The organism is Roseateles agri (genome assembly GCF_034043675.1).
In the GTDB taxonomy this organism is placed as follows: domain Bacteria; phylum Pseudomonadota; class Gammaproteobacteria; order Burkholderiales; family Burkholderiaceae_C; genus KK5.
The window spans coordinates 589,319-614,104 of the sequence record NZ_JAXCLA010000003.1 but is presented as its reverse complement, the minus strand read 5'-3'; the positions used below and the strand labels follow the sequence as shown (position 1 = coordinate 614,104).

28 protein-coding genes are annotated in these 24,786 nt (G+C 68.2%); 1 reads left to right on the top strand and 27 read right to left on the bottom strand.

Translation table 11 applies throughout. The features are described from left to right. Positions 1–14: 14 nt before the first annotated feature. Positions 15–881: a D-hexose-6-phosphate mutarotase gene (locus SNE35_RS11035; RefSeq protein WP_320422950.1), complete on the bottom strand. Its 867-nt coding sequence runs from the start codon at positions 879–881 to the stop codon at positions 15–17. A gap of 138 nt (positions 882–1,019) precedes the next feature. Between SNE35_RS11035 and SNE35_RS11030 the strand changes: the two genes are divergently transcribed. After that, positions 1,020–1,847 carry a hypothetical protein gene (locus tag SNE35_RS11030; protein ID WP_320422949.1) on the top strand — a complete coding sequence of 276 codons (828 nt, stop codon included), beginning with the start codon at positions 1,020–1,022 and terminating at the stop codon, positions 1,845–1,847. Here the strand turns inward: SNE35_RS11030 and SNE35_RS11025 are convergent. From SNE35_RS11025 to atpA, 26 genes are all read right to left on the bottom strand, one after another. Beyond that, positions 1,823–2,512 carry a 4'-phosphopantetheinyl transferase family protein gene (locus tag SNE35_RS11025; RefSeq protein WP_320422948.1) on the bottom strand — a complete coding sequence of 230 codons (690 nt, stop codon included), beginning with the start codon at positions 2,510–2,512 and terminating at the stop codon, positions 1,823–1,825. The two genes, SNE35_RS11030 and SNE35_RS11025, sit on opposite strands and share 25 nt — an antisense overlap. Positions 2,513–2,521: 9 nt before the next feature. Then, complete coding sequence (locus tag SNE35_RS11020) at positions 2,522–2,944, bottom strand: hypothetical protein (RefSeq protein WP_320422947.1); 423 nt, start codon at positions 2,942–2,944, stop codon at positions 2,522–2,524. 28 nt (positions 2,945–2,972) lie between these two features. Continuing rightward, entirely contained in the window at positions 2,973–3,410 is a 438-nt protein-coding gene (locus SNE35_RS11015) for an excinuclease ATPase subunit (RefSeq protein WP_320422946.1), read from the bottom strand. A 32-nt stretch (positions 3,411–3,442) separates the two neighbouring features. Further along, positions 3,443–3,967: a hypothetical protein gene (locus tag SNE35_RS11010; RefSeq protein ID WP_320422945.1), complete on the bottom strand. Its 525-nt coding sequence runs from the start codon at positions 3,965–3,967 to the stop codon at positions 3,443–3,445. A gap of 16 nt (positions 3,968–3,983) precedes the next feature. Then, positions 3,984–5,216, bottom strand: coding sequence for a beta-ketoacyl-ACP synthase (locus SNE35_RS11005; RefSeq protein ID WP_320422944.1), 1,233 nt, complete (start codon positions 5,214–5,216; stop codon positions 3,984–3,986). Continuing rightward, positions 5,213–5,944 carry a 3-oxoacyl-ACP reductase FabG gene (gene fabG / locus SNE35_RS11000; protein WP_320422943.1) on the bottom strand — a complete coding sequence of 244 codons (732 nt, stop codon included), beginning with the start codon at positions 5,942–5,944 and terminating at the stop codon, positions 5,213–5,215. The genes SNE35_RS11005 and fabG overlap by 4 nt, the downstream gene beginning before the upstream one ends. Then, the gene (locus tag SNE35_RS10995; protein WP_320422942.1) at positions 5,937–6,416 is read right to left on the bottom strand and encodes a hotdog family protein; all 480 of its coding nucleotides are present in this window, start codon (positions 6,414–6,416) and stop codon (positions 5,937–5,939) included. The genes fabG and SNE35_RS10995 overlap by 8 nt, the downstream gene beginning before the upstream one ends. Continuing rightward, positions 6,413–7,603, bottom strand: coding sequence for a beta-ketoacyl-ACP synthase (locus SNE35_RS10990; RefSeq protein WP_320422941.1), 1,191 nt, complete (start codon positions 7,601–7,603; stop codon positions 6,413–6,415). The genes SNE35_RS10995 and SNE35_RS10990 overlap by 4 nt, the downstream gene beginning before the upstream one ends. Continuing rightward, on the bottom strand, positions 7,600–8,172 hold the full coding sequence (locus SNE35_RS10985) for a DUF3261 domain-containing protein (RefSeq protein ID WP_320422940.1): 573 nt from the start codon (positions 8,170–8,172) through the stop codon (positions 7,600–7,602). The genes SNE35_RS10990 and SNE35_RS10985 overlap by 4 nt, the downstream gene beginning before the upstream one ends. Further along, positions 8,154–9,386, bottom strand: a complete 1,233-nt coding sequence (locus tag SNE35_RS10980; protein WP_320422939.1) for an NAD(P)/FAD-dependent oxidoreductase — start codon at positions 9,384–9,386, stop codon at positions 8,154–8,156. Before SNE35_RS10980 ends, SNE35_RS10985 begins: the two co-directional genes overlap by 19 nt. Next, positions 9,367–11,694, bottom strand: a complete 2,328-nt coding sequence (locus tag SNE35_RS10975) for an MMPL family transporter (protein ID WP_320422938.1) — start codon at positions 11,692–11,694, stop codon at positions 9,367–9,369. Before SNE35_RS10975 ends, SNE35_RS10980 begins: the two co-directional genes overlap by 20 nt. Continuing rightward, complete coding sequence (locus tag SNE35_RS10970; RefSeq protein ID WP_320422937.1) at positions 11,684–12,307, bottom strand: outer membrane lipoprotein carrier protein LolA; 624 nt, start codon at positions 12,305–12,307, stop codon at positions 11,684–11,686. The genes SNE35_RS10975 and SNE35_RS10970 overlap by 11 nt, the downstream gene beginning before the upstream one ends. Then, entirely contained in the window at positions 12,304–12,726 is a 423-nt protein-coding gene (locus SNE35_RS10965) for an acyl-CoA thioesterase (protein WP_320422936.1), read from the bottom strand. Before SNE35_RS10965 ends, SNE35_RS10970 begins: the two co-directional genes overlap by 4 nt. Next, positions 12,713–14,263 carry an HAL/PAL/TAL family ammonia-lyase gene (locus SNE35_RS10960; RefSeq protein ID WP_320422935.1) on the bottom strand — a complete coding sequence of 517 codons (1,551 nt, stop codon included), beginning with the start codon at positions 14,261–14,263 and terminating at the stop codon, positions 12,713–12,715. The genes SNE35_RS10965 and SNE35_RS10960 overlap by 14 nt, the downstream gene beginning before the upstream one ends. Further along, positions 14,244–15,200: a lysophospholipid acyltransferase family protein gene (locus tag SNE35_RS10955; protein ID WP_320422934.1), complete on the bottom strand. Its 957-nt coding sequence runs from the start codon at positions 15,198–15,200 to the stop codon at positions 14,244–14,246. The genes SNE35_RS10960 and SNE35_RS10955 overlap by 20 nt, the downstream gene beginning before the upstream one ends. Next, the gene (locus tag SNE35_RS10950) at positions 15,197–15,928 is read right to left on the bottom strand and encodes a glycosyltransferase family 2 protein (RefSeq protein ID WP_320422933.1); all 732 of its coding nucleotides are present in this window, start codon (positions 15,926–15,928) and stop codon (positions 15,197–15,199) included. The genes SNE35_RS10955 and SNE35_RS10950 overlap by 4 nt, the downstream gene beginning before the upstream one ends. Beyond that, a complete protein-coding gene (locus SNE35_RS10945; protein WP_320422932.1) occupies positions 15,925–17,613 on the bottom strand; it encodes an ApeI family dehydratase in 1,689 nt (562 codons plus the stop codon). The genes SNE35_RS10950 and SNE35_RS10945 overlap by 4 nt, the downstream gene beginning before the upstream one ends. Then, a complete protein-coding gene (locus SNE35_RS10940) occupies positions 17,610–18,161 on the bottom strand; it encodes a COG4648 family protein (RefSeq protein ID WP_320422931.1) in 552 nt (183 codons plus the stop codon). The genes SNE35_RS10945 and SNE35_RS10940 overlap by 4 nt, the downstream gene beginning before the upstream one ends. 12 nt (positions 18,162–18,173) lie before the next feature. Further along, positions 18,174–18,476: an acyl carrier protein gene (locus SNE35_RS10935; RefSeq protein WP_431312732.1), complete on the bottom strand. Its 303-nt coding sequence runs from the start codon at positions 18,474–18,476 to the stop codon at positions 18,174–18,176. 28 nt (positions 18,477–18,504) lie between these two features. After that, positions 18,505–18,768 (bottom strand): phosphopantetheine-binding protein, encoded by a 264-nt coding sequence (locus SNE35_RS10930; RefSeq protein ID WP_320422930.1) that lies wholly within the window; start codon positions 18,766–18,768, stop codon positions 18,505–18,507. Further along, entirely contained in the window at positions 18,746–19,540 is a 795-nt protein-coding gene (locus tag SNE35_RS10925; RefSeq protein ID WP_320422929.1) for a lysophospholipid acyltransferase family protein, read from the bottom strand. Before SNE35_RS10925 ends, SNE35_RS10930 begins: the two co-directional genes overlap by 23 nt. Further along, positions 19,527–20,282, bottom strand: coding sequence for a beta-ketoacyl synthase chain length factor (locus SNE35_RS10920; protein ID WP_320422928.1), 756 nt, complete (start codon positions 20,280–20,282; stop codon positions 19,527–19,529). The genes SNE35_RS10925 and SNE35_RS10920 overlap by 14 nt, the downstream gene beginning before the upstream one ends. A gap of 90 nt (positions 20,283–20,372) precedes the next feature. Then, positions 20,373–20,786 carry a F0F1 ATP synthase subunit epsilon gene (locus SNE35_RS10915; RefSeq protein WP_077034420.1) on the bottom strand — a complete coding sequence of 138 codons (414 nt, stop codon included), beginning with the start codon at positions 20,784–20,786 and terminating at the stop codon, positions 20,373–20,375. 12 nt (positions 20,787–20,798) lie between these two features. Then, positions 20,799–22,220 carry a F0F1 ATP synthase subunit beta gene (gene atpD / locus SNE35_RS10910; RefSeq protein ID WP_320422927.1) on the bottom strand — a complete coding sequence of 474 codons (1,422 nt, stop codon included), beginning with the start codon at positions 22,218–22,220 and terminating at the stop codon, positions 20,799–20,801. Positions 22,221–22,276: 56 nt separating this feature from the next. Beyond that, positions 22,277–23,149: a F0F1 ATP synthase subunit gamma gene (gene atpG, locus SNE35_RS10905; RefSeq protein WP_320422926.1), complete on the bottom strand. Its 873-nt coding sequence runs from the start codon at positions 23,147–23,149 to the stop codon at positions 22,277–22,279. A 61-nt stretch (positions 23,150–23,210) separates the two neighbouring features. Then, positions 23,211–24,770: a F0F1 ATP synthase subunit alpha gene (atpA, locus tag SNE35_RS10900; RefSeq protein WP_320422925.1), complete on the bottom strand. Its 1,560-nt coding sequence runs from the start codon at positions 24,768–24,770 to the stop codon at positions 23,211–23,213. Between the last annotated feature and the right edge of the window lie 16 nt (positions 24,771–24,786).

The following is a 24,786-nucleotide window of genomic DNA, read 5'->3' as shown; positions in this document are numbered from 1 at the left end:
CAGCTTAAGTCATGTCAGGCGAGCACCAGGCTCTGCATGCCGACCCAGCTCTCGCCCGGCTCCAGACGCACCGGGCGGCCGACGGTCGCCGCCTCGACGCAGAGGTACTTGCGCCAGTCGCCATCCGGCAGGTCGGCCAGCGAGGCAGCGCGTTCGGCGCCGGGGTTCCAGACCACGACGTCCTCGAAGCCCTGCTGCGAAATCTGCAGCTCGCGCTGCGTGCTGATGCCCTGTTCCTTCAGGGTCAGGTCTTGCTTCGCATTGAGGTAGATGCGGTCCAGCTCGCCGGAGGGCAGCAGCAGGCTCACGCGCTGCGCCTTCTCGGTCTGGTCCACCGAGTCCAGGTAGTTCAGGCCCGACAGCCCGTCGACGCTGGCCTCGTCGATGTCATTGATGGCGAAGTAGCTGTGCAACGCCGTCGTGAACTCGAAAGCCTCGGCCCCGGCCTCGCCGCGGTTCTCGACCGCCAGCTCGATCTGCAGGCTGCGGCCGTGCACCAGCACGCTCAGCTCGGCCTCGAAGGCATGGGGCCAGACCATGCGGCTGGCCGGATCGTCGGCGAGGCGCAGCACCGCCAGCGCATCGTGCTCACCCTGCTCGGCACTGACCAGCGTCCACGGCTTCGTGCGGGCGAAGCCGTGCTTCTTCAGCGGACCACGCTCTGCGAACTGCGGGAAGCAGACCGGCACGCCGCCGCGGATTGCATGGCCGTTGGAGAACTCCGACTTCGGCGACAGGTAGAGCTGCTCCGCGCCGCCGGCGGGAATCCAGGACAGGACCTGCGCGCCGTGCAACGCGATCGTGGCGCGAGCGCCGTCAGGGGAGACGAGCTCGATGGCTTCGAGGCCGTGGCTGCGGGTGATCGGAAGGTTTTTTGACATCGGGAACAGACAAGGACAACAGCCATGAATCTTAGGCGTTCCTACAGATTGCGGATTTCTGCACGCCTGCCCCAGCGGCGGTGGGATGGCCCTCTCTAAGATGGCGGATCACAAGAATCCATAGCAAGAGAGGGTCTCATGAAGAAGAAATCGCTCGTCGCCGCGGGTCTGCTCGGCCTGGCCGCGCCGACTGCATCCGCCGCCACCTTGACCAACAACGACGTGCTGAAGCTGCTGGACGCCGGCATGCCGGAGTCGGTGATCATCCAGTCGATCACCAGCGCCAGCAGCACCAAGTTCGACACCTCGGCCGATGCGTTGATCAAGCTGAAGGACAAGGGCGCCAGCGCGGCGGTGCTTCAGGCGGTGCTGAACCCCAAGGCCGCGGCCGCGGCTGCAGCCCCGGCCCGCACCAGTGGCGGCGGTTCAACCGCGACCCCGGCGGCTGCTGCGGCCGGTGGCCTGAATCCCGAGGAAGTCCAGCTGGTCGTCAACGGCCAGGAAACCCCGATGCAGTACATCGTGGCGCAGAGCCGCATGGCCGCCCGCGCGCTGGGCTTCGGCGGCATGGCCAGCTACGCGACCTTGCAGGGCTCGAAGGCCGCGCGCCGCCTGCCCGCCGACGGCGTCGCCTTCATCGTCAGCGTGCCTAAGAACGCCCAGGTGCCCGGCTACCTGACCCTGGCCAATTTCGCCGTCCGCAAGAACGACACCCGCGAGGTGTCCACTGGCGGCGGCTACATGAGCTACTCCAGCGGCATCAACAAGGACCGCGTCGTGCCGATCAAGTCCGAGCAGCTGTCGGACCAGTCGCGTGCCCGCGACGGCTTCGTGCTCTACAAGATCGCACCGGAGAAGGCGCTGTCCAGCGGCGAGTACGCGCTGGTGCTGTACACGCAGGAAGTGCGCGTGGCCGGCTTCTTCGCCCAGGCAGCGAACAGCTACTTCGACTTCGGCGTGGACTGAGGACCGCTTTTTTCGACGAGGCGCAAGCGCTCGACGAGACGGACGCCGGCCGGCAGGGCCGGCGTTTTCATTTCCGGCGCGGCAAGCACGGCCAGCACCAACCCGGCTTCCTCGTGCACGAGACTCAGCGCATCGCCTGTGGGGTCAGGTCTGAACTCCATCGCCCGCATCCGCGCGAAGTCCAGGCCCAGGCCGGCACGCTTCAGCGCGGCCTCCTTCAAGGTCCACAGCTCGTAGAAGCGGCGCAGCCGCTGTGGCTCGGCTACACCCGCCAGTTCCGCGCACGGCGTCGGACCATGCACCATCGCCGCCAGGCCGGCGAGATCCCCGCGGGGTCGGTCCGCCCGCTCGATGTCGACGCCCACCGGCGTGTCGGCCACCGCGCAGGCCAGCCAATCGCCGCTGTGCGAAAGATTGGCGAACAGGCCCGGCTCGCACAGGGTGCGGCCATCGGCATCGATGTCCACCCGCTGCTCGTCCGGCCCGCTGCCGGCACATTCAGACAGGGTCAGCCGCAACAGCCAGCGGCCGGCCAGGAAATCCTGGCGGCGACGATCGCTGCCCAGGCTTGCCAGCCGTGCACGCTCGCCAACGGCCAACCAGCTGACATCCGGCTGCCAGGACAGTGTGTCGCCGTGCGCCAGTCGCAGCGCGACCCCGTCCACCGCGGCTTCTCAGGGAATGGAGGGAAGCACCGTCGCGATCGCGGAGTCCAGGTTCTTCATCCAGTTGTTGTAGGTCGGATGGATCTTGGCACCGCCGTCGGCCGTCTGTTCGTAGTACAGGCCGGTGCTGGAAACGTACTGGACCTGGTAGCCCAGCGCGTCATAGCGAACCTTGACCAGCAGTTCGATCGCACCCCGCTGCTGACGCAGCGTCAGCTCACCCGGCTGCTCGTCCTGCACCGTCCAGTGATGGATCTGGCTGCCCTGGACGACAGCCGCGCGCACGCGCTCGGCAGCGCCAGCCTTGCCATCATTGGCGAGCAGCTCGACGCGCGGCCGCTCGACCAGCGGCACCGAGCCGCGCACTGCGTGGGCTCCCGCCGCGGCCAGCACCAGTGCCGCGGCAAGCAGGATCTTCTTGCTCTTGTTCATGTCGTGCCTCTCCTTGCTGACATGCCACTCACTTGACGACGGCGTACTCACCCTTCAGCGCCAGGCCGATGACGAAGGCGCCCGCATGGCACTGGATCGTCGTGTCGCTGCGCGTCTCGTTGCGCTTGTAGTAGCTGACCAGGTCGACCACGGCATTGGCGCCCTTGGACTTGGCCTTGGCCTGGAAAGCCTTCAGCGCCGACAGGGCCGCCCACTTGCAGCCGAACTCGTCGCTCTTGTTGAAGCCGTTGGTCTTGGGGTTCGACACATCGCTGCCCAGGCGCTTGGCGACGTGGGGCGTCGCCGCGCCGGCGAGGTAGAACTTGACCGAACCGTCCAGCTCGCTTTGTGCCTCGGGCATGGCCAGCACGTCGGCCAGCGGGATGTCGACGATGGTGTCGCGGGCCTGGGCCAGCGGCGCCAGGCTTGCCAGGGCGAGGGCCAATGCGATGGGAAGACGTTGCATGTTCAGGATTCCTTTCGAGTTAGGACGGGAACTCACTTGCCCGGTTCCTTGTTGGTGCTGATGACCTCGGCCACGGTATTGCCACCCAGCGCGGCGCAATCGACGGGCTGGGTGCCGAGCCAGCGCACGGCCGTGCCCGTCGCTACCGGGCGCACCAGCCGCCAGGGGAAGAAGCCGAAGCGCTGGGAGCCGTTGTACTCGACGATCAGGTCGGCGCCGGCGGCACGGGCCTCCTTGGCCAGTTCGGGCAGCACCAGGGTGACCGAGCCGTAGGTCTGGCGCGCCACCTTCAGCTTCTTGATCACCTGGTAGCGGGCATCGCCCGCCGGCTTGCCGCGAACCAGGCACAGGTCGCGCTCGGCGGACGGGGCGGCGGCGAGTGCCGCCTCGGCCTCGGCACGGTCCTTCGCCAGCGCCGCGGCGGCTTGGGCTTCGTCGCCGCTGGCAGAGGCCGCTGGCGTTGCAGGCTCCGCCGTTTCCGGTTCGGCCGCGGCCACTGCGCCGCAAGCCAGGCAAAGGGCCGCCGCAAGGGCAAACGGAAGGGGCTTCTTCGTCATCTGTACTTCTCCCGGGTCAAACACGCTTGAAGATCAACGAGGTGTTGATCCCGCCGAACGCGAAGTTGTTGCTCATCACAAACTCGGTCTGCAGATCGCGGCCCGCGCCGGTCAGGTAGTCCAGCTCGCCGCAGCGCTCGTCCACCTGCGCGAGGTTCAGCGTCGGCGCGAACCAGCCGCGGTTCATCATCTCGATCGTCATCCAGGCCTCCAGCGCGCCGCAGGCACCGAGCGTGTGGCCCATGTAGCTCTTCAGCGAGGAGATCGCGACCTGCGGGCCGAAAACGCAGTTCGTCGCCTGCGACTCAGCCACGTCGCCCTGCTCGGTGGCCGTGCCGTGCGCGTTGACGTAGGGGATGTCCGCCGGCTGCAGCCCGGCATCGGCCATGGACAGGCGGATCGCCTGCGCCATCGTCTCGGCCTGCGGATGGGTGACGTGCGCGCCGTCGCTATTGGTGCCGTAGCCGACGATCTCGGCGTAGATGCGGGCGCCGCGCGCCTTGGCGTGCTCATACTCCTCCAGCACCAGCGTGCAGGCGCCCTCGCCCAGCACCAGGCCGTCGCGGGCGGTATCGAAGGGCCGCGGCGTCAGCTCGGGCGTGGCGTTGTACTTCACGCTGGTGGCGAACAGGGTGTCGAAGACCGCTGCCTGCGTGGCGTCCAGTTCCTCGGCGCCGCCGGCCAGCATCGCGAGTTGCCGGCCCGACTGGATCGCCTCGAAGGCGTAGCCGATGCCCTGGCTGCCGGACGTGCAGGCGCTGGTCGTCGTGATGATGCGGCCGGTGAGGCCCAGGAACACGCCGATGTTGACGGCTGCCGTGTGGGCCATCATCTTGATGTAGGTGGTGGCGTTGATGCCCTCGGTGCTCTTGTCGGCCATCATGCGGCCGAAGTCGCCGATGGCGCTGGGCGTGCCGGAGGACGAGCCGTAGCTGATGCCCATCTGGCCGCTCTTCACCAGCGGATCGCCCAGCAGGCCGGCATCTTCCAGCGCCAGCTCGCTGACGCGCGTGGCCATCAGCGCGACCCGGCCCATGCTGCGTGTGCTCTTGCGGTTGTAGCGGGCGGCGGGCAGCTCGAAAGGCAGGGCCGGGGCACCGACCTGGGTGTTCAGGCCGTCGTAGCCGGCCCAGGGCTCGATGCGCTGCACGGCATTGCGACCGCTCCTCAGGTTCGTCTCGACCGTGGCCCAGTCGTGGCCCAAGGGGCTGATGGCGCCCACGCCCGTGACGACAACTCGCCTGCTCATCCGACCATTCCTCCATTCACCGAAATCACCTGCCGCGTGATGTAGGCAGCGTCTTCACTCATCAGGAAGGCGACCAGTGCGGCCACTTCTTCCACCGTACCCACGCGCTTGGCCGGGATCATCTTCAAGGCTTCCTCGAGCACCTGGCCGTCCACCATCTCCGTGTCGATCAAGCCCGGCGCAACGCAGTTCACCGTGATGCCGCGGCTGGCAAGCTCGACGGCCAGCGCCTTGCTTGCGCCGATGATGCCGGCCTTGGCGGCACTGTAGTTGACCTGACCCCGGTTGCCCATCAGGCCCGACACGGAGGACAGGGTCACGATCCGCCCCGGCTTGCGCCGCCGCACCAGCGGCATGGTGAGCGGATTCAGGACGTTGTAGAAGGCGTCGAGATTGGTGTGGATCACGGCGTCCCAGTCCTCGCCGGACAGCGCCGGAAAGGCGCCGTCGCGCGCGATGCCGGCGTTGCAGACGACGCCGTAGTAGCAGCCATGCGTCTCCACATCGGCCAGCAACGCGGCCGAGGCTGCCTCGCGGTCGGCCACGTCGAACTGCAGCACACGCGATTCGCGCCCCATCGCGCGGATCTCGACGGCCACGGCCTCGGCCTGCTCGCGCTGGCCGCGGCAGTGCACCACCACGTCGTAGCCCTGGCGCGCCAGCCGCAGCGCCACGCCGCGGCCGATGCCGCGGCTGGAGCCGGTCACCAGCACGGTCTTGTCATTCATCTTGTCGTCCACTCTCGTTGTTCAGGAAGGCGGCCGGATCCTCGGGGCCGAACACTGTCAGCTGCGCGGTCGCCACCGTCTCGCCGGCAATCTCGATCGCGCAGTCGAACTGGCCCAGGCCGTTGTCGGCCTGAAACTCGCGCCGCACGCGGATCCGCAGCCGCTCGCCGGCGCGGAAGGCGCTGCGGCTGCACTGGTAGCGACGGCTGCCCAGCAGAAAGCCGATCTTCGGGCCACCGCCCGCGGCCCGCGCCTGGGCGCCGGCCCAGGCGGCCACGGCCTGCGCCATGTATTCGATGCCGACCCAGCCGCCCACGCCACTGCCCGGCCCCAGCGCATCGAAGAACAGGTCGTCGGGCGCAATCGTCAGCTCGGCTTCCAGCGCGTCGCCTTCGGTACCGACAAGCCCGCCCAGCAGGCTCATGCGTCCCGCGTGCGGCACCAGTTCCTCGATCGTCCAGCGCGGGCTCATGGCGCGGCACTCAGCACGAGGGCGGCATTGCTGCCGCCGAAGGCGAAGGAATTGCTGAGCACGGCGCGCAGCGGGCGGCCCAGCCGCTGGCCCGGTGAAGCCAGGGCGATCGGCGGAAGCGCCGCATCGCGCCGGCCATCGAACCAGTGCGCGGGCAGCCGGCCCTCGGGGTTGTCGACCAGGCTCAGCCAGGCAATCGCGGCCTCCAGTGCACCGGCCGCGCCGAGCGTGTGGCCGGTCAGCGGCTTCGTCGAGCTGCAGGGCAGCGCGGTGCCGAACAGCTCGGCCACCGCACGGCTTTCCATCGCGTCGTTCTGTGGCGTGGCGGTGCCGTGCAGGTTCAGGTAGTCGATATCGGCAGGTTCGAGGCCAGCGCGCTGCAGCGCCTCGCGCATCGCGGCCAGCGCGCCGGCACCCGTGGGGTTGGGCGCGGAGATGTGGTGCGCGTCCGAACTCTCGCCCCAGCCCGCCAGGCGCGCGGGGCCGCCGTCGCGGGTCATCAGGAACAGCGCGGCGGCCTCGCCGATATTGATGCCGCAGCGCGCCTCGCTCATCGGGTTGCAGCGCTGCTCGGCCACCGATTCCAGCGCCGCGAAGCCGGCGACGGTGAAGGCGCACAGCGAATCGGCACCGCCGCACAGCACCGCATCGCAGGTGTCCGTGGCCAGCAGGCGCGCGGCGCTGGCCATCGCCTTGGCGCTGGACGAACAGGCGGTCGAGATCACATAGGCCGGGCCGCCGAGTTCCAGCAGCTCGGCCAGCATCAGTGCCGGCGAGCCGATCTCCTGCTGGCGCGGATCGAAGCCGGCGGGTAGCGCGCCCTCACGTGCCAGCGCGGCAAGCGCCAGTTCGCTTTCGCCGATGCCGGAGGTGCTGGTGCCCAGCACGACGCCGATGCGGGCACGACCGTGCCGTTCGATCGCCGCATCGACCTGCGGGCGGATCTGCGCCAGCGCGGCCAGCAGCAGCGCGTTGTTGCGGCTGCGCCGGTGCAGCGGCAGCGTGGCGGTGTCGGGCAGCGGCGTGCGCACGGCGCCCAGATGCAGCGTGCGGCCCGGTAGCAGCTCCGCCACCGGCGCGACGCCACGCGGCGCGTCTTCGGCGAACAGGCCGGCGCGCACTTCGTCCTGGCCCTGCCCCAAGGCGCAGACCAGACCCAGTGCGTTCAGGTGGGCGGGAAGACTCATTCGGTCGTCGTCGATTCGATGCTCAGGCGGTAGCCTTCGGCGCGATTGTCCAACTCGGCGCGCCCCTGCCAATGTGGATCGGCACCATAGTCGATGACGACCTGAGGACTGCCTTCATGGCTCAGCACGCGGCGCGAGCGCTCGTCATCCAGCGTCCAGCCCTCGGGCAGCGCCCCGCGCACGGCATCAAGCGGCCAGTAGCAGAGCTGGATGTCGCGCAGCACGCGCGCGGCATCGACCTCGGCCGGCAGCATCGGATGGCGCTGCACCTGCAGCTCGCGGCCGTCCCAGACGATCGTCATCACCCGCTGGTTCAGCGCGAAGGCGGCGAGGCGCAGGGCCTGCGCATCGATCTGCAGTTGCACATCGATGGAATGCTCGGCGGCGGTTTCACCAGCGCCGCTTGGCAGCTCGCGCACCGTCAGGCGCTGCGCCAGGCTCAGGCTGGCGCCCAGGCTGGCCGGCGCGAGCTTCAGCGCCGGCAACTGCAGCGCCGGCGGGCGCACCGTGTGCGCGCAGGCGGCCAGGCCCAGGGCCGGCACCAGGGCGATCAGCTCGCGACGGCGCACAGCTGCTCCAGCGTCGACAGCCGCGCCGGCTGGGCCACATAGGGATTCTTCAAGTCCCAGGCATAGCCGGCGAGGATGGCCGAGATCATCCGGCGCACGTCGTCGGACGGCTGCGGATGAAAGATCACGTCCTGGAAGCCGCCGCGGTACCAGCTCTCGACGAAAGCGCGGAAGGCATCGACACCGGCCTTCAGCGGCGTGGCGTAGTCGGCCTGCCAGTCCACCGACTCGCCGGCGGCTTCGCGCCCGATGCAGGCAGCGGCCAGGCTCGCGGACTTGACGGCGATCGTCACCCCGCTGGAGAAGACCGGGTCGAGAAACTCGCCGGCATTGCCCAAGAGCGCGAAGTTGCGGCCCCACAGCGACTTGACGTTGGCCGCGTAGCCGGTGAGCGTGCGGGCCGGCGTGTCCCAGACGGCGTCCTTCAGCAGGTGGCTCAGCGTCGGCGTCTCGCCGATGATCGCGCGCAGCTTGGCCGTCTCGTCGCCCGGGAAGCGCTCGAAGAACTCGGCGCGCGCGACGACGCCCTGCGAGCAACGGCCATTCGAGAACGGGATCGTCCAGAACCAGACATCCACATGCTCCGGATGCACGCTGACGAGGATCTTGTTGCGGTCGAAGTCCGGGTCGGTGATGCGGTCCTCCACATGCGTGAAGAAGGCGCTGCGCAGCGGAAAGCCGGACGGCGTCTCCAGGTCCAGCAGCCGTGGCAGCACGCGGCCGAAACCGCTGGCGTCCAGCAGGAAACCAGCCTCGATCTCGTAGATTTCACCATCCGGTGACTTGACGGTGAGGCGCGGGCGCTCGCCGGCCACGTCGACCGCCTCGACCTTGTGCGTGAAGCGCACTTCGGCGCCGGCCTTCTCGGCGGCCTTGATCAGCACATGATCGAAGCTGGCACGCTGGACCTGGTAGGTCGTGCCCCAGCCGGCCGAGAACTTGTCGCGGAAGTCGAAGGCCGTGCGCTTGTCGCCGCGGCGGAAGGCCGCGCCGTTCTTGTACTGGAAGCCGGCCTCGACCACGTCCTGCAGGAAGCCCGCCTCCTCGATGTAGGCCATCGACTGCGGCAGCAGGCTCTCGCCGATCGAGAAGCGCGGGAACTGCTGCTGCTCGATCACCAGCACCTGCCGACCCTGCTTGCGCAGCAGCCCTGCGGCAACGGCGCCCGCGGGGCCGGCGCCGATGATGACGATGTCAGTCTTTTCGGTTCGCATGTGCATCTCTTTCTTTCACGAAAATGGGGGTCAGCGCCCAGGCCAGGCCGATGCCCAGCAGCATCGTCAGACCGAAGGCACGCAGCGCCGGCGTGGCCGACAGCGCCAGCAGGCCGAAGGCCAGCAAGGTCGAGGCCGCGGCAAGGCTGACCGACAGGAAGGGGCGAATGGCGTCGCGCGCGTGCTGCTCCAGCATGAAGATGCCGTAGTCCACGCCCATGCCGAGGATCAGCAGCAGCGCCAGCACGTTGAACAGCTGCAGCGGCTGGCCGGCCAGCGCAGGCAGCGCGAGCGCCAGCGCGCTGGCGATCAAGGTCGGCGCCAGGGCGCGCCAGGCCCGACGGCCGAAACGCCAGCACAGCGCGGCAAACACCAGCGCATAGCTGACGGCGATCACCCAGGCCATCAGCGTGCGCGTGCGCGCCATCACCGCGGAGACCTCGCCGACCTTGTCCACCCACTGCACGCCCGGCAGCGCCACGGCGGCAAACCGCGGCAGCGCCGCAAGATCGGTGACACCGCGCAGCATCACGACGCTGGCATAGCCCGCATCGCCGAAGCGCCCCAGCCACTGGTGGCGCAGCGGCTCCGAGGCCGGTGCGGCCAGCCAGTCGGCCGGCAGCAGCGGCTTGAACTCGCGCGGCGCCGGCACCGCCAGCGGTTCGTCGAGCAGGGTGCGGGCCGCCACCAGCACAGCAGCATCGGCACGGCCGATGAGCGCCGCGTCGCGCTGCTGTTGCGCCTGCGAGGGCAGCCAATCGGACACCGCCTGCGCCTGGCCTCCCGCCAGGGCGACGGCCGCCTTCAGCGCTTCCTCGCGCTGCAGCACCTGCTCCTCGGTGTCGCCGCGCACGAGGTAGAACTGCGCCGGGCTGGCCATGTCCATCAGCGCGCCGACCGCGCGCTGCTGCGCGATCAGTTCCGGCGGCGAGTTCTGCAGCGATCGGATGTCGTCGTCGGCGTGGAGCCGCACGGCACCTGCCGCGAGCACCGCGATGAGCAGTAACGCGGCAACGAGCGTGAAGTGGTTGCGGCCGAGCGCCGGCCACAGCGCACGACGCGAGCCGAGCCAGCGCGAGAAGCGGGTGAAGGGCATCTCGCCGGCATCCAGTACCGGGAACCACCACAGGGTCGTGATGAAGGCCGCCAGCAGGCCGACGACCGAGAACACCGCGATCTGCCGCAGGCCGGGGAACGGCGTCAGCGCCAGCAGCGCATAGCCGATCGCGGTGGTCAGCATCGCCAGCCACATCACCGGCGCCTGCTCGGCCAGCATCGCGAAGCGCTCGCCGAAGGGCCGGCCCGCGCGGCTGGAAAAGTAGTTGCTGCCGTAGTTCTCGGCCACGCCGACGAGACTGGCGCCGAACACCAGCGTGATCATGTGCAGCTTGCCGAACAGCAGGCTACTGACCGAGACCGCGGCCAGCAGGCCGATGCCGATCGACAGTGTCACCAGCAGCCGCGGACGGATCGCGTTGAATGCGAACAGGGTCAGCACGACGATGCCGGCCAGCGAGCCGAGGCCGATCGTGTGGATCTCGCGCTCGGCCTGCGAGGCCGCCGCCGCCGCATGCAGCGGGATGCCGGCATTCAAGACGACAAGACCCGGCACCGCAGCGAGTGCCGATGCACGCGCGCGCTCCAACACCGGCACCAGCGCCTGCTGCGCGGCCATCGAGAAGGCGGAGTCCTGCAGCTCGAGCAGCAACACGGCGTAGGCCTTGCCGCCGGCGTCGGTGACGGACAGGCGGCCCTCGGTGACGCGAACCTTGCTGTCGGCCGCGCGCTCGCCGAGCCAGCCGCCGAACAGGTTCAGCGGGTCTTCGGCAAAGCTGCCGATGCGCGGCATGCCGACCGGTCGGTACAGCTGCTCGACCGCCTGCTGCGCCAGCGCGGCGGCGGGCTGCGTCTCCAGCTGTTGGCGCTGGACCGACGTCAGCAGCTGCGCCCGATAGGGTCCGTAGAAATCAAGGAACTGGCCGGCGGCCTCGTCGCCGACCTCGTAGCGGAGCGTCACCGGCGCAGCGCTCTTCTTCAACTCGGCCGCATAGGCGTCCGCGCCGCGACGTGCGGCGGCCCAGTCGGCGCCGCCGACCAGCACGACGACGCGGCGTGCCGCCGCGTCGGCCAGCGCGCGGGTGGCCTGCTGGACGGCCGGCTGGCGCTCGTCCTGCGGCAGCATCGCGAGCACATCGGTGTCCAGCTGCAGGCGGTTGCCCAGCAGCAGCCACCCGACGTGGATGGCAAGCGCCAGGACGACGACCAGCCAGCCCCAGGCTCGCACGCGAAACAGGCGACTACTGGTCAAACCGACCCGCCTCTTCAGCACTGAGCTTAGCCGGCTCGCTGGTCTGGCCGCTGAAGCGGATCACGGTCCGGTCGCCATTGGCCTCGTCGATGCGGATGCTGCGCACATAGCTGTCGCCGCTGAGTTCGATCGAGGTCATCAGCTTGGCCAGGGCGCTCTGCCGGGGCGTCAGAGCCAGTTGCCAGCCTTTGTTGCCGGCATCGGCCGTGCCTTCGAGCTTGAACAGCTCGCTGAGGCCACCCAGGTCACCGTTCAGCAGCGAGAACATCAGGCCGTTGATCACGCGCACCGAGGGTTCCTTGCCGGCGTCCAGGCGGAAGGCGACCGCGCCGTTCTGCGTGGCGACGATCTCGTCGCGCGTCAGCCGCAACTGCGAGGCGAACGGCGTCTTCGTCAGCCACAGCACGCCGCGCTGGCGCGCGACGACGAAGCTGCCGCGCGAGACCAACGGCTTGGCGAAGCCCTGCACCTGCTTGCTCTGCTCGAACTCGCCGCGCAGCACCGGCGCCTGGACCAGGCGCTGCTTGATCGCTGCGGCCAGGTCCGTCGCGGCATGCGCGGAACCGGCGAGGCCCAGCGCCGCCGTCAGCAGAAGGATCGCGCGTCGCTTCATGCCGGCTCCACCCCGAGCCGCTCCCACAGCACCGGCGGGCAGACGTAGAGCATCTCGCCCTTGGCCATGTCGACGGCCACCTGGATCGTGTAGGCCTTGGTCAGCACCGTGCCGCTGGCCGCATCGCTGATCACGAAGTCGATCTTCAGCCGGTTCTCCCATTCGACGATCTCGGCGCGCACGAGCAGCTTCTGGTTGAACTCGGCGCTGCGCACGTACTTGAGCCGCATGTCGACGATGGGCCAGGCATAGCCCGAGTCGCGCATCGCCGGGTAGTCGTAGTTGAACTTCGCCAGCAGCGCGCAGCGGGCGATCTCGAGGTACTTCGGGTAGTTGCCGTGCCAGACGACATTCATCGGATCGAGGTCGTGGAAGGCCGGCGACAGCTCGATCGAATGGCTCAGATCAGGCTTGCTCATACAGGCTCCAGCTCCGCTCGCGGATCGCCGCGATGAGCGCCTGCAGCTCCTTGTCCAGCGCGCGGTCCTCGACCAGCAGCGGGATGCGGTCCTCCAGCTCGGCCTGCATCGCGGCCAGCGGCGCGCCGAGCACCAAGTCCGGCTGGATCCGCCGCCGCAGCGCAACGCCCTGGCGGGCGGCAATGAGCATCGCGGCACCGACCTGCTCGACCAACTCCAGCACGCGCAGGCAGTCGCGCGCGGCGATCGTGCCCATGCTGACCTTGTCCTGGTTGTGACACTCGGTGCTGCGGCTGAACACGCTGGCCGGCATCGTCTGCTTCAAGGCCTCGGCGGTCCAGGCGGAGACGCTGATCTGCAGCGCCTTCAGGCCGTGGTTGATCGCCGCGCGCGGGCCGGTGGCGCCGCTGAGGTTGCTGGGCAGGCCGTGGTTGAAGCGGGTGTCCACCAGCAGCGCCAGTTGGCGGTCCAGCAGGTCGGCGATGTTGGCGACGGCGGTCTTCAGCGTGTCCATCGCCATTGCGATGTGGCCGCCGTAGAAATGGCCGCCATGCAGCACGCGCTCGCCGTCGGGATCGATCAACGGGTTGTCGTTGGCGCTGTTCAGCTCGTTCTCGATCAGCTGGCGCAGGAAGGGCAGGCTGTCTTCCAGCACGCCGATCACGTGCGGCGCGCAGCGCAGCGAGTAGCGGTCCTGCAGGCGTTCCGAATTGCGGCTGGGCTGCTCGCTGGCCAGGTCGGCGCGCAGGCGCGCGGCGGCCTGCTGCTGACCCGGATGCGGCTTGGCGGCGAACAGCACGGCGTCGAAGTGATGCGCGTTGCCGGCACTGGCCACGACGTTCATCGCGGTCAGCCGCGTCGCCAGCCGGGACAGGTACTCCGCGCGCTCGAAGGCCAGGCAGGCCAGCGCGGTCATCACGGCGGTGCCGTTCATGATCGCCAGGCCTTCCTTGGGCCGCAGCCGCAGCGGCGTCATGCCGGCCTGGCGCAGCGCCTCGGCGGCCGGCATCTGCACGCCGGCCATCAGCACCTCGCGCTCGCCGCACAGCACCGCGGCGACGTAGGACAGCGGGGTCAGGTCGCCACTCGCGCCGACCGAGCCTTCGGAAGGGATCAGCGGCAGGATGTCGTGCTTCAGCAGGCCTTCGAGCTGGGCGAGCAGCTCGACGCTGACGCCGGACATGCCCTGCGACAGCGAGGCCAGCCGGGCGGCCAGCACGGCGCGAGTCTGCTCCGGCGACAGCATGGCGCCGGCGCCACAGCCGTGATAGGCATAGAGGTGGTGCGGCAGCTCGGGCACCAGTTCGGGCGGGATCACGACGGTGCAGGAGTCGCCGTAGCCGGTGGTGACGCCGTAGATCACGCCGTCCTCGGCCAGCAGCCGGGCGACGAAGTCACTGCCGGCCTGGATGCGGCGGCGGAACGCGGGATCGGCACTCAGTTCGGCGCTGCGCTCGCGGCGCGATAGCGCGCCGATGTCTTCGATGCGCAGGCGCGCGCCATCGAAGCGCACGGTGTCAGTGTTGGTGGACTTCATCGGTGGGGACCTGATCCCAGAAGGGGAAGAAATTGAACCAGTCGTAGGGCGAGCGGCGCAGCTGCGCCGTCAGCGCATCGGCAAAGACCTGTGCATGGGCGCGCAGCGCGGCCATGCGGTCGGCACGCGGCAGCACGACGCGCTCGGCCAGCATGTCGAACTGCACGGCATAGCCGCCGGCTTCGTGCACGCAGCCGAGCATGTAGAGCGGGCATTTCAGCAGGCTGGCCAGCACGTAGGCGCCGACCGGGAACGGCGCAGCGTGGCCGAGAAAATCGACGCTGACCGTCTTGCTCTGCTGCACCGGCACGCGGTCGCCGGCGATCGCGACGAACTCGCCGGCGGCGATCTTCTCGCCCAGCAGCAGCGCCGTCGGCACGCCGACCTCGGTGACTTCGATCAGGGTCACGGCGTCGTTCGGGTGCAGCCGGCGCAGCATCGCGTTGAAGGCCTCGGCATGGCGCGTGTGGACCAGCACGTTCAGCCTGAAGCCGGGTGTCAGCTCGGCCATCGCCCGGCACAGCTCCAGGCAACCGACGTGGGCGGTGACGAGCAGGCCACCCTGCTTCTCGCTGATGGCGCGCAGCATCATCTCGCGGCCCTGGAACCGGACGCGCTCGCGCGGGTAGCGGCCGGCCATCGCCAGCAGTTTGTCGAGCATGGTCTCGGCGAACAGCGCCACGTGCTTCAGACCCTCGCGCCATCCGGGCTCGTGGCCGAACACCTGTTCCGAGGCCTGCAGCCGGCGCAGGTATTGCAGCGAGGCCGCACGCAGCGCGGGCCGGCAGAGCCAGTGGCCGAGCACGACCGGCGCCAGGCAGATGCGGAACAGCCAGCGCCCGCTCAGGCGATGAATCCAGAACAGCAGCCAGATGCCGGCGACGAAGGTGCTCTCGCCCATCGAGGCCCAGTGGGTGCGCGCGGCCGAGGTCTTCATGCCAGCTTGCGCCACAGCAGCAGCGGCAGACGCGGCAGCATGCCGAAGAACAGGCGCGTGTGCATCCACGAGATCAGCAGGTTGTCCTGCAGCGCGCGGAAGTGCGAGACGCCGCCGGCCGGATAGCGCACCCGAGTGGCTACGTTGCGCACCGGCACGCCGCGCCACACCAGGCGCACGGCGACCTCGACGTCGAAGTCCATGCGCCGGCCGATGTGGACCGAGTCGATCAGCGGCACGACGCGGTCCAGCGGATAGACGCGGAAGCCGCACATCGAGTCACGCACCGCCATCGACAGCGTGTTGATCCAGACCCAGACGTGCGTGGCGTAGCGGCCGTAGAGCCGCGCCTTGGGCACGGAGGCGTCGTAGATCGGGCAGCCGCAGATGAAATAGCCCGGCTCGGCCGCCGCGGCGGCGGCGAACTTCGGGACGTCCGCCGTGTCGTGCTGGCCGTCGGCATCGATCTGCAAGGCGTGGGTCCAGCCCTGCGCGGCGGCAGCGCGCAGGCCAGCCATCACGGCGCCGCCCTTGCCCTGGTTGACGGCCAGACGGCACAGCTGCACGCCCTCGTCTGCCTGTGCCAGCGCGTCGAGCACGGCAGCACAGCCGGGCTCGCTGCCGTCGTCGACCAGCAGCACCGGCAGGCCATGGCCGCGGATCGCGCGCACGACGGCACCGACGGCCTCGCCATGGTTGTAGACGGGGATAACGGCGATCAGCTTCATGATGCCGGGCCGAACAGCACGCGGCCGCTGGCATGGGGGCCTCGCGCGGAGCTGTACTTGAAGGCGAGGCGGCCGGCCTCGGGCTTGAACTCGAGGTTCAGCGTCACCGTCATGCCGGGCGTGATCACCTGCTGGAACTTCAGCCCTTCCAGTGCGAGGAAGGTCGGCGGCAGCGTGGGGAACAGCTCGCGGCCGAGCAGGATCGCCCATTCGAGCTGGGCGACGCCGGGCAGCACCGGATGCTGCGGGAAATGACCATCGAACTGCGGCAGCGCGGCATCGGCGACGATGCGCAGCGATGCCTGCGTGGGCGTCGCTTCGAGCAGACGAGGCTGCGGGCGGCGCGGGTCGAACAGTGCCTGCAGCGCGGTCTGCTGCGCCTTGCCCTGGCTGTTGCTGGGCAAGGCGGACACGAAGCGCCAATGGCGCGGCGCCGAACTCGCATCCAGTTGCTGCAGCAGGCGGGCGCGCAGGTCCAGGGCGAAGACCTTCTTGCCGGCCTCGTCGTGCGCGGCCCAGCCAGCCTCGTTGAGCACGGCGACGATGCCCAACTGCTCACGCGGACCGGCGAGTGCGACGACCCGCAGCTCGTCGATGAAACCACTAACTAGCAACGCCTGCTCGATCGCCGCCAGCGACACGCGCTTCTCCTCGATCTTGACCACGCGGTCGGCGCGGCCCAGCAGGGTGAAGCCGGTGGGGCTGGGCGCGGCGCGATCCTGGGTCGCCGTCCAGTCGGAGGTGTCGAGATGGGAAGAGCTGATCTCCAGCGTCTCGCCCCGCAGGCGCCATTGCACGTCGGGCAGCGGCGTCCAGCCCGCGGAGTCCGGCCCGCTGCGCTGGCGCCAGGCCACGCCGCCCGTTTCGCTGCTGCCGTAGACCTCGACCGGCGCCATGCCGAGATGGGCGATGCATGCGGCCGGCGCGTCGTCGGGCAGCGGACCGCCGGACGAGAACACCGCGCGCAGCCGCGCATCGGGTCGCAACTCGGGCGGCACCCGCTTCAGGTGCGCAGGGCTGGCGACCAGCAGCGCGGCGCCACCGGCTTGCAGGGCCGGGGCCAGGTCTTCCAGGTAGTGGAGCCGCTCGGCGTGCAGCACGCGTCCGGCGGCCAGCGGCCACAGCACGCGGAACAGCAGGCCGTAGATGTGTTGGTGCGAGACGGTGGCGAGGATTTCGGCGTCCGGGCCGACTCGGTCGCCGAAGGCCTGCTCCAGCGCGCGAACCTCGCTGAACAACTGCTCCAGACGCTTGGCGATGGCCAACGGCTCGCCACTGGAGCCCGAGGTGTAGACGACCAGCTGTGCGGCCTGCGGATCGAGCGGCGCGAAGGTGTCGCGGCTCTGCATCAACGGCGCGAGCGGCTTGCAGCTCGCCGGCAGATCGCCGGCGAAGCCGTCGACATAGCGCACAAGCCGATCGACGGTCGCCGGCAGCGCATCACCCGGCAGCACCGCACATTTGCCCGCATGCCAGGCGCCGAACAAGGCGGCGGCGAACTCGACGGTGTCCTCGAAATACAAGGCGAAGCGTTCGCCCGGCGCCGCAGCGAATGCGGCCCGCCAGCCGGCGACCATACGGCGGAACTGGCCGAAGTCGATGGCCGCGCCACCGCACCTCGCTACAGCCTGCGCGGCAGGCCGCGAACCTGCCAGCAGCAGGTGCAGATCCTCAAAGCCGCTCATGGTGCCGCCGTTTCGTGGCGCGCACGCACGCGGCGCCGGACCAGCCATTCTCCGCCCATCAGCGCGCCGATCAGCACATAGGCGATCAGGCCGTTGTAAAGCGCCCAGGTCTTGTCGCTCGCCCACAGCGCGGTGCCCAGGGCGATGGCGCCGTTGGCGATGAAGAACGCGCACCAGACCTGCGTGACGCGGCGCGTGTAGGCGACGCCATGCGCATCGAGCGCCGGTTCGCGCAGCCGCGCCAGGCGCTCGATCATGCTGGGCGGGTGGCGCAGGCTGGCGCCGAAGACGGTCAACAGCACGGTATTGACGAGCACGGGGTAAAGCTTCAGCGGCAGCGCCTCGTTGGCGAGCGCCGACACGGCGGCCAGCAGCAGGCCAGCGCCGGCGGCCCACCACCAGAAACGGTCACGGCTGCCCAGTGCGCGCACGACGGCCAGGGCGGCCAGCATCAGGGCCAGCCAACGCGGCTCGAAATGCCCGAGGCCGAAGAACACCAGCAGGGGGTAGGCCGCCGTGATCGCGAAGACGATGACGGCGCGGAACATCGTTGGCTCGGATCAGGCCTGCGTCTGTGCAGGCTCCGGGGCAAGCAGTGCTGCGGCGGGCTCGGGCTCCGTCATCAGGCCTTGGACGGCATTGATCACGTCCTGCAGCGTGCGCACGGTCTTGAAGGCCTCCGGCTGGAGCTTCTTGCCGACCAGCGGCTTGAGCTTCACGATCAGATCGACGGCGTCGATGCTGTCGATGTCCAGGTCTTCGTAAAGCCTGGCTTCGGGCCGGATGCGCCCGGCCTCGATGTCGAAGGTCTCGACCAGGATCTGGCTGAGACGGTCAAAGATTTCTTGGTTGCTGATCTTCATCATGACTTCCTGCTCCCCTGCCGCATCCTCAGCGGACGCGCGCCGCACCGACGAACTGCGCCAGCGCCTTGATGCTGCCGAAATGTCGACGCGTTTCCTGCGAATCGGCCGACATGCTCACGCCGTAGCGCTTCTGCAGCGCCAGGCCCAGCTCCAGCGCGTCGATCGAATCCAGGCCCAAGCCCTTGAAGAAGAGCGCTTCCTCGGCATCGATCTGCTCAGGTGTCAGGTCCTCGAGATTCAAGGCATCGATCAGCAGCTTCTTGATTTCAAGTTCCAGAGCTTCCTGCATGTGTCGCTGTCGAAAAGTAAGTTTGCAAGTATGCGGTCAGATGGCGCGCCGCCAACCCCGGTTCATGGGGAGCGGCGTCCAAAAACGGGCGCACCGTGATGTCCTCGCCAACGCTGATCACGAAGTGCGGTGGTCGCACCGGAACGTCCCACCAGGGCCGGCCCTTGTCGAGTGCCAAAGGCTCGCAGCGAATCGTGACCGGCGTGACGTCGCAGCCGGCCCGCATCGCAATTTGCGCGGCGCCGCGCTGCATCCTCAGCGGCTCGCCAGGACGGCTTCGAGTGCCTTCCGGAAAGATGATCAGATTGCCAGAACTTCGCAGGCTGGCAATACAGGCCTGCAGCAGTTCCGGACCGCCATCGTTTCGGATATAGCCGCTGGCGCGGATCGGCCCACGGGTGAACAGCGTGTCGGCCAGCCCGCCGCGCACGACGCAATCCGCGTTGCGCACCAGCGAGATGAGGAAGACGACATCGATCAGCGTCGGGTGGTTGGCCAGGATCAACAGCCCGCCACGCTGCAGCCGCTCCAGCCCGTGCAGCTCGTAGCTGAGCAGGCCGAGGCCACGCATCAGCCGGATGAAGCCGGCGAAGGTGAATCTGACCATGTCGCGCGAACGCATCTGCCGACGCCGCGAATCGCGGATGAGGACGAACAACGCGGGGAACACGGTCAGGCCCATCAGCACGCCGCCCAGGCCGAAGGCGGCGAAGGCGATGCCGGTGCCGATGCGGCGCCAGGCACGAAAGAGGTTCGAATCAGCCCTGATCATCGTCGCGTTGCCAACGCCAGCGGCCAGCGTCCAGGCTGCGTTGCCGCGGGTCCGCGGCGACCAGGAAGCGCAGCGCACGCAGGTCGGACGGCAGCCCGGCCACCGAGGACGCGTCGCCCACCTGGCTGGCAAGGCGGAGGCCACGGTCCGAGGCCGCGCGTGACAGCATGAGCGCGAAGGCGCGGGGCATGGTGAGGCCGTTGTCGGCGTCACCATGTGCTTGATACAGCGACGGCAGCGGTGCTTCGAAGCAGACCAGCAGCACGCGCGCGGCGCCGTCGGCGATCAGTCCCGAAGCCTCGGCAAAGCCGGCCTCCACACTATGTGCGCCGGCGCTGACGGCCTGGTAGTTGTTGCGGTCCCCGCGCGCGATCGAGAACAGCGCGCCGATCGCGTTGTGCACGGACAGGCTGAATGCCGTGGGCGACAGCGGCTCGCCGGCGGCGAGCTGCTGCAGCATCTCGATCGAACGCGCGATCTCGCCCCAGCGCGAGGCAAAGACGACCGGACCGGTCGGCCCTTCCTCACCTTGGGCCCAGTAGGCCGCCTGCAGAGCGATGCGGCCCAGCGGCTCAATCCGTCGGCGCATCATCGCGGGCATCTCCGCCAGCGGGGGCATGGCCGCGGCCGGCTCCGGAGGCACCGCGTTGCCATCGGCCAGCCAGGTCTTCCAGGCTTCCTGCGATTCCAGGCCAGGTGCCCAGGCGGCCCAGCGGTCGATCTGAAGTCGGAGCGGCGTCATGGCAGGAATGATGAAGGTCTGGAATTGAAAAAGCCCGTTCGGCCTTGCAGCTGACGGGCTTTGTGGGTCGGGCGCCGGTGCGCCTCGCGCTTACTTCCTGCGGAACTTCCGCAGCGCCGCGATCTGGGCGGCCATGGCGGCGAATTCGCCCTGGGCGGCCGCGAAGTCGATGTCGCTCTTGGCGTTCTTCATCGCTTCCTCGGCCTGCTTCTTGGCGGCTTCGGCCTTGGCTTCGTCCAGGTCCTTGCCGCGGATCGCGGTGTCGGCCAGCACGGTCACCGTGCCGGGCTGCACCTCGAGGATGCCGCCGGCGACGAAGACGAACTCCTCGCCGCCGTCGACCTTCTCGATGCGCACCGCGCCGGGCTTGATGCGGGTGATGAAGGGCGTGTGCTTGGGCAGGATGCCCAGCTCGCCCTGCTCACCCGGCAGCGCCACGAACTTGGCCTCGCCGGAGAAGATCTGCTCCTCGGCGGATACCACGTCGACGTGAAGGGTTGCCATGTCGATGGCTCCTTAAGCAGCCAGCTTCTTGGCCTTCTCGAAGGCCTCGTCGATGGTGCCGACCATGTAGAAGGCCTGCTCGGGCAGCGCATCGCACTCGCCGGCGACGATCATCTTGAAGCCGCGGATGGTTTCCTTCAGCGGCACGTACTTGCCCGGCGAGCCGGTGAAGACTTCGGCCACGTGGAAGGGCTGCGACAGGAAGCGCTGGATCTTCCGTGCGCGAGCCACGGCCTGCTTGTCTTCCGGTGCCAGTTCGTCCATGCCCAGAATGGCGATGATGTCGCGCAGTTCCTTGTAGCGCTGCAGCACGGCCTGCACGGCGCGGGTCGTGTTGTAGTGCTCTTCGCCGACCACGTTCGGATCGATCTGGCGCGAGGTCGAGTCCAGCGGGTCGACGGCGGGGTAGATACCCAGCGAGGCGATGTCGCGGGACAGCACGACGGTGGCGTCCAAGTGGGCGAAGGTCGTGGCAGGCGACGGGTCGGTCAAGTCGTCCGCAGGGACGTAGACGGCCTGGATCGAGGTGATCGAGCCGACCTTGGTCGAGGTGATGCGCTCTTGCAGGCGGCCCATTTCCTCGGCCAGCGTCGGCTGGTAGCCCACGGCGGAAGGCATGCGGCCCAGCAGTGCGGACACTTCGGTACCGGCCAGCGTGTAGCGGTAGATGTTGTCCACGAAGAACAGCACGTCACGGCCTTCGTCACGGAAGGCTTCGGCCATCGTCAGGCCGGTCAGCGCGACGCGCAGACGGTTGCCCGGGGGCTCGTTCATCTGACCGTAGACCATCGCGACCTTGGAGTCTTCGAGCTTCTCTTGCACGACGACGCCGGAGTCCGACATCTCGTGATAGAAGTCGTTGCCCTCACGGGTGCGCTCGCCCACACCAGCGAACACCGACAGACCCGAGTGGGCCTTGGCGATGTTGTTGATGAGTTCCATCATGTTCACGGTTTTGCCGACGCCGGCGCCGCCGAACAGGCCCACCTTGCCGCCCTTGGCGAACGGGCAGATCAGGTCGATCACCTTGATGCCGGTTTCCAGCAGGTCTTGCGACGGGCTCAGCTCGTCGTAGGCCGGAGCGGTACGGTGGATCGAAGCGGTCAGCTCGCTCGACACGGGGCCGCGCTCGTCGATCGGGTTGCCCAGCACGTCCATGATGCGGCCGAGCGTTGCCTTGCCGACCGGAACCTTGATGTTTTCGCCGGTGTTGTAGACCTCGGTGCCGCGGCGCAGGCCGTCGGACGAACCCAGGGCAATGGTGCGGACCACGCCGTCGCCCAGCTGCTGCTGGACTTCCAGCGTCAGGGCCGAGCCTTCCATCTTCAGCGCGTCGTACACCTTGGGCATGCGGTTGCGCGGGAATTCCACGTCAACCACGGCGCCGATGCACTGAACGATCTTGCCAACCGCGTTGGTTTGAGTGTTCGACATATCGTTTCCTTAATCTGTATTCGTAGCAATCGGTGATGCGGGGCTGATCTTTCGAATCAACCCACTGCGGCGGCGCCGCTGACGATCTCGCTCAGCTCCTTGGTGATCGCGGCCTGGCGGGTCTTGTTGTAGACCAGCTTCAGCTCACCGATCAGGGTGCCTGCGTTGTCGGTAGCAGCCTTCATCGCCACCATGCGTGCCGATTGCTCGGACGCCATGTTCTCGGCCACGGCCTGGTAGACCAGCGCTTCGGTGTAACGAACCAGCAGCTCGTTGATCACCGATGCCGCGTCCGGCTCGTAGATGTAGTCCCAGCTGTGCTCGCCACCGTTGGTCTTCATGCCCTCTGTCGACAGCGGCAACAGCTGCATGACGACCGGCTCCTGCTTCATCGTGTTCACGAACTTCGTGTAGCAGAGGTAGACGGCGGACAGCTTGCCTTCGGCGTACTGGTCCAGCAGCACTTTCACCGGGCCGATGATCTTGTCCAGATGCGGCTGGTCGCCCAGCTGCGTGGCATGAGCCACCACCTTGGCGCCGATGCGGTTCATGAAGCCGAAACCCTTGTTGCCGATGGCAACGATCTCGGACTTCTGGCCAGCCGTCTCGATCTCCTTCAGCTTGGCCGTGGCCGCGCGAAGCAGATTGGTGTTGAGGCCGCCGCACAGGCCCTTGTCCGTGGTGACGACGACGAAGCCGGCCGTCTTGGCCTGCTCGTTGGTCACCATGAACGGGTGGCTGTACTCGGGGTTCGCCTGCGACAGGTTGGCCGCGATGTTGCCGATCTTGTCCGCGTAGGGGCGAGCCGAGCGCATGCGCTCCTGGGCCTTGCGCATCTTCGAAGCCGCGACCATTTCCATGGCCTTGGTGATCTTCTTGGTGTTCTCGACCGACTTGATCTTGCCGCGGATTTCCTTGCTTGATGCCATGAGTTCTCCTGTTAGGGCCGGGCTTGCTGAAAGGCTTCTTCAATAAGCCCGGTCATGGTCATTAAGCGAAGGTCTTCTTGAACGCGGTGATGGCAGCGTTCAGCTCGGCTTCGGACTTGCCTTCCTTGTCGAAAGCCTGGTCGGCTTCCAGCTTGGCGAGCAGCGCGGCGTGGCTGGTCTTCAGGTACTGGTGCAGACCGTGCTCGAAGGCCAGGACCTTCTTCGTGTCGACGCTGTCCATGAAGCCCTTGTTCACCGCGTACAGCGTGGCAGCCATCGTGCTGATCGACAGCGGCGAGTACTGCGCCTGCTTCAGCAGTTCGGTCACGCGGGCACCGCGGTCCAACTGCTTGCGGGTGGACTCGTCCAGGTCGGAAGCGAACTGCGCGAACGCAGCCAGTTCACGGTACTGCGCCAGGTCAGTACGGATACCGCCGGACAGGCCCTTGATCAGCTTGGTCTGCGCAGCACCACCGACGCGCGACACCGAAATACCGGCGTTGATGGCGGGGCGGATACCGGCGTTGAACAGGCTCGTTTCCAGGAAGATCTGGCCGTCGGTGATCGAGATCACGTTGGTCGGCACGAAGGCGGACACGTCGCCGGCCTGCGTTTCGATGATCGGCAAAGCCGTCAGCGAACCGGTCTTGCCCTTGACTTCACCCTTGGTGAACGCTTCGACGTAGTCGGCGTTCACGCGGGCTGCGCGCTCCAGCAGACGGCTGTGGAGATAGAACACGTCGCCGGGGTAGGCTTCGCGGCCCGGCGGGCGGCGCAGCAGCAGCGAGACCTGACGGTAGGCCACGGCCTGCTTGGACAGGTCGTCGTAAACGATCAGAGCGTCTTGGCCGCGGTCGCGGAAGTACTCGCCCATCGTGCAGCCCGAGTAGGCCGACACGTACTGCATGGCAGCCGATTCCGACGCCGAGGCGGCGACGACGATGGTGTATTCCATCGCGCCGGCGGCTTCCAGCGAGCGCACCACGTTCTTGATCGACGAAGCCTTCTGGCCGATCGCAACGTAGACGCAGGTCATGTTCTGACCCTTCTGGTTGATGATCGCGTCGATGGCCACGGCGGTCTTGCCGGTCTGGCGGTCGCCGATGATCAGCTCGCGCTGGCCACGACCGACCGGCACCATCGAGTCGATGGACTTCAGGCCGGTCTGCACCGGCTGGTCCACGGACTTACGTGCGATCACGCCCGGAGCGACCTTTTCGATCACGTCGGTCATCTTGGCGTTGATCGGGCCCTTGCCGTCGATCGGCTCGCCCAGCGCGTTGACGACGCGGCCGATCAGCTCGGGGCCGACCGGCACTTCCAGGATGCGACCCGTGCACTTCACGGTGTCGCCTTCGGAGATGTGCTCGTAGGCACCCAGAATCACGGCGCCGACGGAGTCGCGCTCGAGGTTCAGGGCCAGGCCGAAGGACGGCTTGCCGTCGGCACCGGCCGGGAACTCCAGCATTTCGCCCTGCATCACGTCGGACAGACCGTGGATGCGGCAGATGCCGTCGGACACGGAAACGACCGTGCCCTGGTTGCGGACGTCCGACGAGGCGCCGAGGCCTTCGATGCGGCTCTTGATCAGTTCAGAAATTTCTGCAGGATTCAGTTGCATTGCTTGCTCCCGTCTG

What these genes read in the sequence shown, in the direction of transcription:
- SNE35_RS11035 (WP_320422950.1), bottom strand. Translation starts at nt 881, where the DNA reads ATGTCAAAAAACCTTCCGATCACCCGCAGCCACGGCCTCGAAGCCATC.
- SNE35_RS10915 (WP_077034420.1), bottom strand. Translation starts at nt 20,786, where the DNA reads ATGGCAACCCTTCACGTCGACGTGGTATCCGCCGAGGAGCAGATCTTC.
- SNE35_RS10990 (WP_320422941.1), bottom strand. Translation starts at nt 7,603, where the DNA reads ATGAGTCTTCCCGCCCACCTGAACGCACTGGGTCTGGTCTGCGCCTTG.
- SNE35_RS10925 (WP_320422929.1), bottom strand. Translation starts at nt 19,540, where the DNA reads ATGATCAGGGCTGATTCGAACCTCTTTCGTGCCTGGCGCCGCATCGGC.
- SNE35_RS10960 (WP_320422935.1), bottom strand. Translation starts at nt 14,263, where the DNA reads ATGAAGTCCACCAACACTGACACCGTGCGCTTCGATGGCGCGCGCCTG.
- SNE35_RS10950 (WP_320422933.1), bottom strand. Translation starts at nt 15,928, where the DNA reads ATGAAGCTGATCGCCGTTATCCCCGTCTACAACCATGGCGAGGCCGTC.
- fabG (WP_320422943.1), bottom strand. Translation starts at nt 5,944, where the DNA reads ATGAATGACAAGACCGTGCTGGTGACCGGCTCCAGCCGCGGCATCGGC.
- atpA (WP_320422925.1), bottom strand. Translation starts at nt 24,770, where the DNA reads ATGCAACTGAATCCTGCAGAAATTTCTGAACTGATCAAGAGCCGCATC.
- SNE35_RS11020 (WP_320422947.1), bottom strand. Translation starts at nt 2,944, where the DNA reads ATGAACAAGAGCAAGAAGATCCTGCTTGCCGCGGCACTGGTGCTGGCC.
- SNE35_RS11010 (WP_320422945.1), bottom strand. Translation starts at nt 3,967, where the DNA reads ATGACGAAGAAGCCCCTTCCGTTTGCCCTTGCGGCGGCCCTTTGCCTG.
- SNE35_RS10995 (WP_320422942.1), bottom strand. Translation starts at nt 6,416, where the DNA reads ATGAGCCCGCGCTGGACGATCGAGGAACTGGTGCCGCACGCGGGACGC.
- SNE35_RS10940 (WP_320422931.1), bottom strand. Translation starts at nt 18,161, where the DNA reads ATGTTCCGCGCCGTCATCGTCTTCGCGATCACGGCGGCCTACCCCCTG.
- atpD (WP_320422927.1), bottom strand. Translation starts at nt 22,220, where the DNA reads ATGTCGAACACTCAAACCAACGCGGTTGGCAAGATCGTTCAGTGCATC.
- SNE35_RS10965 (WP_320422936.1), bottom strand. Translation starts at nt 12,726, where the DNA reads ATGAGCAAGCCTGATCTGAGCCATTCGATCGAGCTGTCGCCGGCCTTC.
- SNE35_RS11030 (WP_320422949.1), top strand. Translation starts at nt 1,020, where the DNA reads ATGAAGAAGAAATCGCTCGTCGCCGCGGGTCTGCTCGGCCTGGCCGCG.
- SNE35_RS10970 (WP_320422937.1), bottom strand. Translation starts at nt 12,307, where the DNA reads ATGAAGCGACGCGCGATCCTTCTGCTGACGGCGGCGCTGGGCCTCGCC.
- SNE35_RS10945 (WP_320422932.1), bottom strand. Translation starts at nt 17,613, where the DNA reads ATGAGCGGCTTTGAGGATCTGCACCTGCTGCTGGCAGGTTCGCGGCCT.
- SNE35_RS10980 (WP_320422939.1), bottom strand. Translation starts at nt 9,386, where the DNA reads ATGCGAACCGAAAAGACTGACATCGTCATCATCGGCGCCGGCCCCGCG.
- SNE35_RS11015 (WP_320422946.1), bottom strand. Translation starts at nt 3,410, where the DNA reads ATGCAACGTCTTCCCATCGCATTGGCCCTCGCCCTGGCAAGCCTGGCG.
- SNE35_RS11005 (WP_320422944.1), bottom strand. Translation starts at nt 5,216, where the DNA reads ATGAGCAGGCGAGTTGTCGTCACGGGCGTGGGCGCCATCAGCCCCTTG.
- atpG (WP_320422926.1), bottom strand. Translation starts at nt 23,149, where the DNA reads ATGGCATCAAGCAAGGAAATCCGCGGCAAGATCAAGTCGGTCGAGAAC.
- SNE35_RS10955 (WP_320422934.1), bottom strand. Translation starts at nt 15,200, where the DNA reads ATGAAGACCTCGGCCGCGCGCACCCACTGGGCCTCGATGGGCGAGAGC.
- SNE35_RS10920 (WP_320422928.1), bottom strand. Translation starts at nt 20,282, where the DNA reads ATGACGCCGCTCCGACTTCAGATCGACCGCTGGGCCGCCTGGGCACCT.
- SNE35_RS10935 (WP_431312732.1), bottom strand. Translation starts at nt 18,476, where the DNA reads ATGAAGATCAGCAACCAAGAAATCTTTGACCGTCTCAGCCAGATCCTG.
- SNE35_RS10930 (WP_320422930.1), bottom strand. Translation starts at nt 18,768, where the DNA reads ATGCAGGAAGCTCTGGAACTTGAAATCAAGAAGCTGCTGATCGATGCC.